At 73.5% G+C, this 10,090-nt stretch carries 8 protein-coding genes; 3 read left to right on the top strand and 5 right to left on the bottom strand.

Translation table 11 applies throughout. The features are described from left to right. Window positions 1–105: 105 nt before the first annotated feature. Together NDW01_RS30910 and NDW01_RS30905 are read right to left on the bottom strand one after the other, a co-directional pair. Window positions 106–888 (bottom strand): IclR family transcriptional regulator, encoded by a 783-nt coding sequence (locus tag NDW01_RS30910; RefSeq protein WP_252827875.1) that lies wholly within the window; start codon window positions 886–888, stop codon window positions 106–108. A gap of 59 nt (window positions 889–947) precedes the next feature. Next, a complete protein-coding gene (locus tag NDW01_RS30905; RefSeq protein WP_252827874.1) occupies window positions 948–2,891 on the bottom strand; it encodes an ABC transporter ATP-binding protein in 1,944 nt (647 codons plus the stop codon). A 307-nt stretch (window positions 2,892–3,198) separates the two neighbouring features. Here NDW01_RS30905 and NDW01_RS30900 point away from each other — a divergent pair, with 307 nt between their 5' ends. Both NDW01_RS30900 and lanL read left to right on the top strand, forming a co-directional pair. Then, window positions 3,199–3,369 carry an SflA family class IV lanthipeptide gene (locus tag NDW01_RS30900; protein WP_252779040.1) on the top strand — a complete coding sequence of 57 codons (171 nt, stop codon included), beginning with the start codon at window positions 3,199–3,201 and terminating at the stop codon, window positions 3,367–3,369. Window positions 3,370–3,574: 205 nt separating this feature from the next. Then, a complete protein-coding gene (gene lanL, locus NDW01_RS30895) occupies window positions 3,575–6,316 on the top strand; it encodes a class IV lanthionine synthetase LanL (protein WP_252827873.1) in 2,742 nt (913 codons plus the stop codon). 114 nt (window positions 6,317–6,430) lie between these two features. Here lanL and NDW01_RS30890 read toward each other — a convergent pair whose 3' ends face one another. Then, complete coding sequence (locus NDW01_RS30890; RefSeq protein WP_252827872.1) at window positions 6,431–6,841, bottom strand: RidA family protein; 411 nt, start codon at window positions 6,839–6,841, stop codon at window positions 6,431–6,433. Between the two features lie 153 nt (window positions 6,842–6,994). Here NDW01_RS30890 and NDW01_RS30885 point away from each other — a divergent pair, with 153 nt between their 5' ends. Then, window positions 6,995–7,819 (top strand): IclR family transcriptional regulator, encoded by an 825-nt coding sequence (locus tag NDW01_RS30885; RefSeq protein WP_252827871.1) that lies wholly within the window; start codon window positions 6,995–6,997, stop codon window positions 7,817–7,819. Window positions 7,820–7,941: 122 nt separating this feature from the next. Here the strand turns inward: NDW01_RS30885 and NDW01_RS30880 are convergent, their stop codons facing one another. Together NDW01_RS30880 and NDW01_RS30875 are read right to left on the bottom strand one after the other, a co-directional pair. Then, window positions 7,942–8,808 (bottom strand): NAD(+)/NADH kinase, encoded by an 867-nt coding sequence (locus NDW01_RS30880; RefSeq protein ID WP_252827870.1) that lies wholly within the window; start codon window positions 8,806–8,808, stop codon window positions 7,942–7,944. 55 nt (window positions 8,809–8,863) lie between these two features. Next, on the bottom strand, window positions 8,864–9,364 hold the full coding sequence (locus NDW01_RS30875) for a hypothetical protein (protein WP_252827869.1): 501 nt from the start codon (window positions 9,362–9,364) through the stop codon (window positions 8,864–8,866). Window positions 9,365–10,090 lie beyond the last annotated feature (726 nt).

Raw genomic sequence — 10,090 nt, 5'->3', positions numbered from 1 at the left:
GTCAGGCGTGCGTCGGTGCGGGCCCGGGCTCGGGTGCGCGGTCGGGCGCGCGGTCAGGCGTGCGTCGGTGCGGGCCCGGGCTCGGGTGCGCGGTCGGGCGCGCGGTCAGGCGTGCGTCGGTGCGGGCACGCGCTCGGGCGGAGCGCCCATGGCCAGCGAGACGTCCCGTGCCGCGGCCATCACCTCGGCGAACAGCGGCGCGTCGTCCGCGCCGACCTCGAACGCGAGCCCGGACACCGAGATGCCGCCCATCACCGCGCCGGTGTGGTCGAACACCGGCGCGCCCACGCAGCGGATGCCGCGCTCGTTCTCCTCGTCGTCGACGGCGTGACCGCGACGGCGGACCTCGGCCAGGTGCGCGATGAGCGCGTCGACCTCCGTGATCGTGCGCTCGGTGCGCGGCTCCAGCCCGGTCCGCGACGCGATCGCGGTGACCTCGCCGTCGGACAGCTGCGCGAGGATCGCCTTGCCGATCGAGGTGGAGTGCAGGCGCAGGCTCATGCCGACCCGCGAACCCATCTGGTACGGCCGTAGCCCCTCCAGCTTGCGGACGTACACGGCCTCGTCACCGCTGCGGATCGCGAAGTGCACGGTGAAGCCCGTACGGTCGCGCAGCGCCTGCAGGGCCGAGTCGGCGTGCTGCGCCGGGTCGAACCGGCTCATCACCTTGCCCGCCAGGGTGAGGATGCGCGGACCGGGGAGGTAGCCGCCACCGCCGTCGGCGCGTGCGAACCCCCAGCCGACGAGGGACTGCAGGATGCGGTGCACGGTCGACTTGGGAAGCCCGGTGCCGGCCGCGATGTCGGTCACCCGGCTGTGCTCGGCCAGTGCCTCCAGCACCGTGAGCGCCTTGTCGATCGAACCGCCACCGGTCTGCGTCGCCACCACACGGCGAGGATATCCGCAGCGCCGCTCCGCGCCGGGGCGGCGCAGGGCGGCGGTGGTGGTCAGCCCGGTTGCAGGTCCGGGGTGGCGCGGTAGGCGGCGGCCTGCAGTTCGTACAGCTGGGCGTACAGCCCTTCGGCGCGCATGAGCTCGGCGTGCGTGCCGTGCTCGGTGACCCGTCCGGCGTCCAGGACGTAGATGTGGTCGGCGTAGCGGACGCTCGCGAGGCGATGCGTGATCAGGACGACCGTACGGTCCCGCGCGTGGTCGCGGATGCGCTCGAACAGGGCGTGCTCGGCGCGCGCGTCCAGAGCGGAGGTGGGCTCGTCGAAGATCATCAAGGGTGCGTCGCGGTAGAAGCCCCGCGCCGTCGCGATCCGCTGCCACTGGCCGCCGGACAGTTCGTGACCGCCTTCGAACCTGCGGTCGAGCAGCGTGTCGAACCCCTGGGGCAGCCGGTCGACGACCTGGTCGGCGCCGGCCGCCCGGGTGGCCTCGGCCAGCCGGTCCTCCTCCGCCGCCCGGCCCATGAGGATGTTGTCCCGTACGGTGAGCGGCCACCGGGTGTGGTCCTGGGCGATCACCGCGATGCGCTCGCGCAGCGTGTCGCCGTCGATCGCGGAGATCTCGGTGTCGTCCCACCGGACCGTGCCGGAGTCCGGCACGTACAGGCCGGCCAGGAGCTTGGCGAGCGTCGTCTTGCCGGAGCCGTTCTCCCCGACGAGCGCGATCACCTGGCCGCGGCGGATCGTCAGGTCGACGTCGCGCAGGGCGGGTGTCTCCGCGCCCGGATAGGTGAAGGTCAGCCGCTCGGCGGTGATGCGGCCGAAGGAGGCCGGGGCCGTGCCGGCGTGCCGGGCGGGGACGCGTTCGCGGGCCATCGCGCAGAAGTCCAGGTAGTCGCCGAAGTACAGGCCCGCCTCGTACAGCTTGTTCAGAGACTGCATGAGGGCGGCGAGGGAGGACTGGCCGGCCCGGATGGCGAGCACGGCCGTTCCCGTGACGGCGAGCGGGATGATCCCCGCGGCGAGGAGCCCGCCGAGCGCCGCGTAGACCAGGCCGGTGGTGGCGCCGGTGAGCAGGTCGCCGGCGACCCTGGTGGCGGTCTGCTGCCGGGCGACGTCGAGCTCGACCCGCTGTTCCGCGTCGGCGATCCGGTCGTACTCCCCGAGCAGGAAGGAGCGCAGGCCGAACGCGCGTACCTCGGCGGCGGGCGGCCGTTCGGCCATCAGGTCCGAGAGCATGTACTTGCGGCGCCGTGCCCGGGACATCCTGCGGAAGGCCAGGTATCGCATGCGGGCGGCGCGCAGTGCCGCCCACCCGTCCGGCAGGGCGGTGATCAGCAGAAGTGGCATGAGGACCGGGTGCAGCACGCCGAGGGTCGCGGCGGCGGCGACGACGCCGACCGCGCCGGTGAGCACGTTCACCGTCATCTCGACGACGGTCACCGAGTCGGGCACGCCGCTGTCCCGCGCCCGCTGCATCGCGTTGTGGAACTCGTCGTCGTCGAAGGCGCTGAGCTCCACCCGCGTCGTGAGCTGGAACAGGCGCGTCTCGGCCAGCCGCTCCACGCGCGGCTTGAGCCGTAGCTGCGCCCAGCCGGCCGCGGCCAGCAGCCCGGCGCGGACCGCGGTCGCGGCGGCGACGAGGAGCAGCGCCGGCAGTGCGGCGCGCACCCGGGCGGCGCTGGGGCCGCCGGCGAACAACGACTCCAGGACGCCGGTCGTCGCCAGGAGCCCGAACGCGGTGAAGGCTCCGGCGACGACGTTCAGGCCGAGCGCGGCGAGCGTGTCGCGCCGGTCGGCCTGCCACGCCAGGCGCAGGGCGGCGCCGGTCAGGGCGGGCAGCCTGCGCGCCATCGTGATCAGGCCCGCGGACATGAACCGGTCGTCGTGGATCTCCCAGTAGCGCAGCGCGAGACCCGACTGGTCGGCGGCGGGAGTGGCGGGCCGGTTCCTCCGCCGGAGCCTCACCGGGCGCGACCCGAAGTGATCATGGCTACTCACGCTAGACGACGGTTCGGGCGATGTAAATAATCTTCGCTATCCCGATCGAAACGGTAGAAAATCACGGTCCAGTCATTATGCCTCTTTCTCGGGAGAAATCAACGGCGTCAATAGTCGTCATCGCGACCTGGACAGCTTCCAAGATCGAACTCATAATGCTGGAGGTTGATCATGGCGAAGACGCCGTTTTGAGCGCTCACGTCTTTGGCATTCGATGAACCCGGGGCGCATTCCACACCAGGACGGTCGTGCCCCGCACATCCGTTGCGGCCCGCCCACGAGGCGCCGGCCGAGGAAGGAGTCCGTTATGCCCGCACTCACGCTCGAACCCCGCGACGCAGGTGTGCTCGAGGCCGACGACCTCGTCATCGACTTCGAAGGCGAGCTGATGGAGCTGCTGCACGGCCCGCAGGCCTGCGTCAACACCTGCAAGCGCACCGTCTGCAGCACGTTCCCCTGCTGCCCGTCCATCAAGTGACCGTCTGAGCGACGGCGGCCCCGGACCCTCGCCCGGTCCGGCGCCGACCACGCACGCCGGGACGGAGCGCTCCCGGCCGCGTGGTGAGAGAAAGGCCATCGGCGCGGCCCGATGGCCTTTCTCGCTGACATATCGCGGGAAATGCAATCGAGTGCTCGCGTGGAGGAACTCTATGGACGCGGCTGTTTCAGATCGCACAGAGGACATGGCGGAAAGAGTCGCCGAAATAGCGGAGCGTGAGGGCCGCGAAGTCCACGTCGATGACACCTGGGTCAGCGTGCACCGGCCCGGCCTCGACCTGCCCGCGCAGGGCTGGAAACTCCACGTGTCCGCGCGTCCCGGCACCCTCGTGGCGACGCTCGACCGGGTCCTCCCGCTGCTGTTCCACCTCGACTGCGACTTCAAGGTGGCGCGATCCACCGCGGTGCTGCGCGAACTGAACTCCGGCGACACCGATCCCGGTGCGGTCGGCAAGGCCGTGACCGTGTATCCGCCGCAGGACCGCGTCGTCAAGGTCGGGCGGGTGCTCGCGGCGGCGCTCGCCGGATACGCCGGGCCCCAGGTGCCCAGCGATCGCCGGGTGCACCGCAGCGCACCCGTCTACTACCGGTACGGGCCGTTCGTTCCGCAGTACCGCGTCGATGAGAACGGCGACTACGAACTCGTGTTGATCGGCCCCGACGGGGAGTTCCTCCCCGGGGCGGCCGGGCCCGAGTTCCGCTGCCCGCCCTGGGCCTCCGACCCGTTCCGGCAGCCGACACCGGACCCCGCCGCGCCGGACGGCTCGGCGGGGTCGGATCGCTCCGCGGTACCGGACGGCTCGGCGGGGTCGGATCGCTCCGCGGTACCGGACGGCTCGGCGGGGTCGGATCGCTCCGCGGTACCGGACGGCTCGGCGGGGTCGGATCGCTCCGCGGCACCGGACGGCTCGGCGGTGTCCGGCGGCGGTGCGCCGGAGGACGGGGCCGCCGAGGGCGCGCCGACGCTCGGCGGCCGGTACCGGCTGACCTCCGGCGTCGTCCGTGGCGCACGTGGCAACGTCTACCGCGCCGAGGACACCGCCTCGGGGCGCCGCGTGGTGATCAAAGAGGCCCGCGCGTACGTCGGGGAGAACGCCGACGGCATGGACCTGCGGCTGCAGATCCGCAACGAACGCCGGATCCTGCAGGCGCTCGCGGGCATCGACGGCGTACCCGGCCTGATCGATCACTTCCGGCACGGCGAGGACGAGTATCTCGTGATCACCGAGGAGGGGAGCCGCGACCTCAACCGCTTCGTGAACGAGCACGGCCTCTTCGCCGACGACCCACCCGGTACGGGCCGCGACCTGGCCGCCCTCGCCACGCAGCTGGTCGGCCTCCTCGACGCCGTGCACGCCCGCGGCGTCGTCGTTCGCGACCTGTCGCCGAAGAACGTCGTGCTGGACGACGATCTGCGCTGCACGCTCGTCGACTTCGGCAACAGCAGGTACGACGGGTTCCAGATCCCCGGCTGGACGCCGGGCTACAGCGTGCCGGACCAGCACACCGGCCGCGCGTCCGAACCGGCGGACGACTACTTCGCCCTCGGCGGCGTGCTGTTCTTCGCGGCCACGGGCATGCATCCGATCGGCGTCGACCCCGACCCGGCGCGCAACCTCGAACGCACCCTGATGACCCTGGCGGCGCTGTTCCCGGGAGTCACGACCGGGGTGCGCGGCCTGATCCCCCGGCTGCTCAGCCTCGACCCCGCCGAGCGCACCGCCGCGGCGTCCGACCTCCGGGACGGACGGCACCGTACGGGACGCGCGACCGCCGGCAGGACCCGGACCGCACCACCGCGGTTCACCGCCGACCTGCTCGACGCGGTGATCGCGCACACGAGGGACGAATGCGTCCGCTTCGCCGAGAAGACGATGGCGGGCCCGGCGGACCCCCGGCGGTCCTCGCCCCCGGTGACGCACGTGTACGGCGGATCGGCCGGCCTCGGGATGGAGCTGCTGCACCACGCCGCCACCGAGGAGGTGGCGGGGGAGCTGGCCCGCTGGACCGCCCGGGTGATCCCGCCGACGCGGCTGCCCTCGGCGCTGTTCTTCGGCCGCACGGGAACCGAGCTGTTCCTGAGCGCGGCACGGCGGATACCGGGCGTGGACGTCCCGGTCGGCGAGCCGATCGAACTCGGCGACCCCGAACGCGGCGACTACGTACACGGGGTGGCCGGTGTCGGCGCCGGTCACCTGCTCCTGGCGGACCTGGATCCCCGGCCGGGGCACCTGGCCGTCGCCGCCGAATGCGCGCGGCGGCTGCTGGCCGGCGAGGTCCGCGACACGCAGGACGCGGCGGCTCCGGCCCAGCCCGGCACCGGCGTGGCCACCGAGTCCGGCTTCGCCCACGGCGAGGCGGGCATCGCGGCGTTCCTGCTCGCCTACCACCGGGCCACCGGGGACACGGCGGCCGGTGAGGCGGCCCGGCGACGGCTCGACGCGCTCGCCGGCGAGGCCGCGACGCTCGCCCGCGTGCTGCGCGAACCCGCGGCCCGGCCGATGGGCGCCTCCTGGTGCCAGGGACTCTCCGGAATCGTCACCGCGCTGGTGCGCGCCGCGCGGGTCTACGACGACGAGTGGTACTTCGAGACCGCCAGGGCGGGCGCCCGCGCCTGCCTGGGGATCGCGCCCCAGGCGTGGGTGGTCTCGCAGTGCTGTGGGCTGGCCGGCATCGGGGACATGCTCATCGACGTGGCGCTGGCGACCGGGGAGGAGGAGTTCTGGCGAGGAGCCGAGCACGTCGTCGAGCTCATGCTGACCCGCAGCGGCGGCGACCTCGAACACCCCGTCTTCCCCGACAACACCCTCGAAGGGGCGAGCGGCAGCTGGGGGATGGGCACTCCCGGCGTGCTGTCCTTCCTGCGGAGGCTGCGCGACCGCGACGGGGCGCGCCTCTGGACGCCGGAGTGGGCCCCGCCGCGCTGACCCCTCCCGCCGAGGCCGCGCGGCCGCCACAGGAGCCGCTCGGCCGGGGGCCTGGGCGGTGTCCTCCCGCGCGGCCGGACCGTCAGCGCCGAGGGAGCGCCACGACGGCCGACGTCAGCGCCGGGGGAGCGCCACGACGGCCTCGACCTCGACCGTCAGGTCCGGCCGGGCGAGCGCGGCGACGACCATGAGCGAGTGGGCGGGCCAGTCGCCCTCGGGGTACCAGGCCGCGAACACCTCTTCCCGGGCGATACGGCTGCCGTCGAGGTGCTCGGTCCCCGCCACGAACGTCAGTAGCTTCACCAGGTGCTCGGGTCCGGCGCCGAGGGAGTCGAGCAGCCGCCCGATGTTCGCGAACGCCTGGCGGGTCTGGGACCGGGCGTCGGGACCGGCGAGGGTCCCGTCTTCGGCCACCCCGACCTGGCCCGAGACGAACACCAGCTCATGGTCGGCCGGTACGGCGGCCAGGTGACTGTACTGGCCGATCGGCGGCGCGAGGCCGTCCGGGCTCCAGCGGCGGGTCATGAATGCTCCTGTCATGTCGTTCCGGATGACGACGCTAGGGCCGGTGGGCCGGCGAGCCGCCGTCTCGGCGCCCCGGATTTCACATAGTCGAAATTCGGCCTCATGCTGGTCGGGCGACGGCCGCGACGGCCCGGAACGGGCGGGGGAGGAACCATGCCGGAACGCGAAGACGGTGCCGGCGGACCGCCGGCCGGGGAGCCCGCCCGTACGACGCTGCGCACCCTCGAGCGGGGCCTGGTCCTGCTCGAGGCGGTGGCGACCGCCGACGGCACCGCCACCGCCAAGGTGCTGAGCCGCACCCTCGGGCTGAAGCCCGGGACCTGCTACCACCTGCTGCGCACGCTGCTGGAGAGCGGGCACCTGGTCCGCCTGCCCGGCGGGCGCTACGACGTCGGGCCGCGCGCCGCGACACTGGGCCGGGACCTGCGGCGGCGCTCAGGCCCGTCGCCCGAACTCTCCGTGATCCTCACCCGCCTGCACGCCAAGACCCGTGAGACGTCGTACGTCTCCGGCTGGTACCACGGCAGCCTCGTCCTCCAGCACTATCTCTCCGGACCGAACGCCGTCCGGCCCGCCGCCCTCGACGTGGGGTACAGCGAGCTCATGCACGCACGAGCGGGTTCGAAGGCGGTGCTGGCCTTCCTGCCGGGCGACCACGTGACGGCCCTGTTCGACGGGGTGGACCTGACGCCGGTCACGCCACAGACGATCGTCGATCACGACGCGCTCCTCGCCGAGCTGGCGGAGATCCGCCGCCGGCGGTACGCCCTCGATCTGGAGGAGTTCAGCCCGGGAGTCTGCTGCGTGGCCGCTCCGTACTTCGATGAGACCGATCACCCGGCCGGCGCCTTCACCGTCTCGGCCCCGGCCTCCCGGTTCGGGCGGCGGCGGGAGTGGCTGACCACCCAGGTACGCGAGGCGTCCGCAATGGCGACCGGGCTGCTGCGCACCGGACGGCTCACCGTCCCGACCGCCTGAGGCCCGGGCGGGTGACTGATCGCCGCGCTCGCCGTGCTCTGCCGCGCTCGCCTCCTCACTCGCTCCGCGGCCGGCTCGTCCCTCACCGGCCACTCCGCTCGCTCGTCGGCTCGCGGCGGGGATCAGTCGCCGTCCGCCTCGGCCGAGCCCATGAGGCGCAGGCGCCGCTGCGCGCGCTGGTAGAAGGTCGTCTGCCCGAGCCGTACGACGCCGGCGGCGCCGGGCAGCGCCGTCAGGTCGAGGACGTCACCGGGGGAGAGGCGGCCGATGAGCACGCCGTCGGCCTCGACGGCGACGGCGCCGCTGGTCGGCAGGATCCGCAGCGCGAGCTTCTCCTGCGGGGACAGGAACAGCGCGCGGTTGAAGGCGGAGTGGGGCGCGACCGGCGTGACGAGCAGCCCCTCGGCGCTGGGGGAGACGATCGGGCCTCCGGCGGAGAAGTTGTAGGCCGTGGAGCCGGTGGGCGTCGCGACGACGACGGCGTCGGCGGCGTACCGGACGAAGGGGTTGCCCTCGACCCAGAGCTCCACCACGGGGATCCCGTCCCCGGGGACGCGGGCCAGGTCGATGTCGTTGAACGCGAGCGCGTCGAAGCCGTCGGCGGTCGCCCGGAGCCCGGTCCGGGGCTCCACGGTGAAGCGGTGCTCGTCGATCGCGCACAGCGCCGCGCTCAGGTCCGGGATGTCGATCTCGGCGAGGAAGCCGAGGCGGCCGAGATTGACGCCGAGGACCGGGGTCCGGCGCGGGTAGCTCAGCCGCATGGCGCGCAGCATCGTGCCGTCACCGCCGAGGCTGACGATCAGGTCGGCGCGGTCGGCCAGGGCGTCCGGCTCGACCGGCTCGACGTCGCCGTCGATGCGGGCGACCTCCCCGGGCAGGCCGAGGACCTGCGCCTTCCGGTCGCGTGCCCAGCCGGTGATGGTGTCGATGACGCCCCTGCAGTTGCGCTCGGGATGCAGGGCGACGCCGACGGTCGTGATCAGACCCATACATTGAATTGTCTCAGGACCGCGCCGCACGTCGTCCACGGTCGGGCCGCCGGGCTCACGGAGCGGGCGTTTCTCCGGGCTGTTCGTGGATGTTCAGCGGCCGGTACGGCCGGTAGGTGCCGTCCGCGGCGAGGGGATGCCGGAGGACGAGGTGGTCCGTGCCGTATCCGCGACGCTGCTGGTACACCCAGTACGCCGTGTGCGCGGTGTTCGCCCACCTCTCGAAGATCGCGACCTGCCGGGTGCCGGCCTCGCCGATCGCGTTGATGATCAGGTCGCCGGGGAGCAGCGTCGACGGGGGGATCTGCCGCGTGTAGCCGCCCCAGGCCAGGTCCGTCGAGTCGGGGCCGGGCGCGGGCAGTCCGAGCGCCATCGAGGCGTACCCGGAGCCGTCCGCCCGGTATCCGCCGTGATTTCGCGCCATGTCGTACGGGACGCGCTGCCCGCTGTGCGGATGCCAGGTTCGAGCGCGCGCGATGATCTGGGACCGCGTGATCCACTGGATGTCGGTGGGGGCCGGACGCGGCCGCGGCGCCGGACCCGGCCGAAGCGACATTCCGACGGCGAGGCCGATCGCGCCAGCGGTGAGCGAACAGCCGACCGTGATTCCGGCGTGGACGAGCCGGCCACGCCTCGGGGGCCCGGACGGCCGGGACACCACCGCTCCGAGCCGGTCGACCGGCCCTTCGCCGGGCGAGTGCGAGGCGCCTGCGGCGGCCGGGACCCCGAGGCCCCCGACGGCCGGGTGTGTGGGGCCCGCGTCTGTCGGGTGCGGTGGACCCTCGGCGGTCGGGTGCGCGGGATCCCCGGCGGGCGGGCGTACGGAGCCCTGGCCGGGCGGGTGCGGGGAAGCCTTGCCGGGCGCGGAGGGGCGGCGGGGTCCGCCGCGGGAGGGGATTCCTCGGGGTCCTCGGCGGCGGCCGGGAGGGGGCCGCCCTCCGCGAGGTCGGCGGCGAGGGCGGTCCGGCGGTCCTCGTCGGCGCGGTGCCACAGGGCCCGCAGCCGCTCTTTGTCGCCGCCGCAGATCTCGGCCATCGTCTCGACGGCCTCGCGCGGGATCCACGTCTCCCCGCTGAGCCAGCGTCCCCAGGAGGACCGGCTCGCATAGGTCTTCCCCTCCAAGGCGCGGAGGTCTTCCCCTCCAAGGCGCGGAGGTCTTCCCCTCCAAGGCGCGGAGGTCGTACCCGGACCGGTCCTTCAGCGCGCGCAGCTCCTGCAGGAGACTCCGGGTCGTCGCGGGAAGGCCGGCGGGCAGTGGGCGCAGCCGTCGAGTCGGGCTCAC

Source organism: Actinoallomurus soli (genome assembly GCF_024055715.1).
Taxonomy (GTDB): domain Bacteria; phylum Actinomycetota; class Actinomycetes; order Streptosporangiales; family Streptosporangiaceae; genus Actinoallomurus; species Actinoallomurus soli.
The sequence above is the reverse complement of the archived record's forward strand: the minus strand, read 5'-3'. Positions and strand labels throughout refer to the sequence as shown.

Bases quoted from the DNA above. Each gene is read 5' to 3' on its own strand.
- NDW01_RS30900 (WP_252779040.1), top strand. From the start codon at position 3,199: ATGCCCGCACTCACGCTCGAACCCCGCGACGCAGGTGTGCTCGAGGCC.
- lanL (WP_252827873.1), top strand. From the start codon at position 3,575: ATGGCGGAAAGAGTCGCCGAAATAGCGGAGCGTGAGGGCCGCGAAGTC.
- NDW01_RS30890 (WP_252827872.1), bottom strand. From the start codon at position 6,841: ATGACCCGCCGCTGGAGCCCGGACGGCCTCGCGCCGCCGATCGGCCAG.
- NDW01_RS30885 (WP_252827871.1), top strand. From the start codon at position 6,995: ATGCCGGAACGCGAAGACGGTGCCGGCGGACCGCCGGCCGGGGAGCCC.
- NDW01_RS30880 (WP_252827870.1), bottom strand. From the start codon at position 8,808: ATGGGTCTGATCACGACCGTCGGCGTCGCCCTGCATCCCGAGCGCAAC.
- NDW01_RS30875 (WP_252827869.1), bottom strand. From the start codon at position 9,364: ATGTCGCTTCGGCCGGGTCCGGCGCCGCGGCCGCGTCCGGCCCCCACC.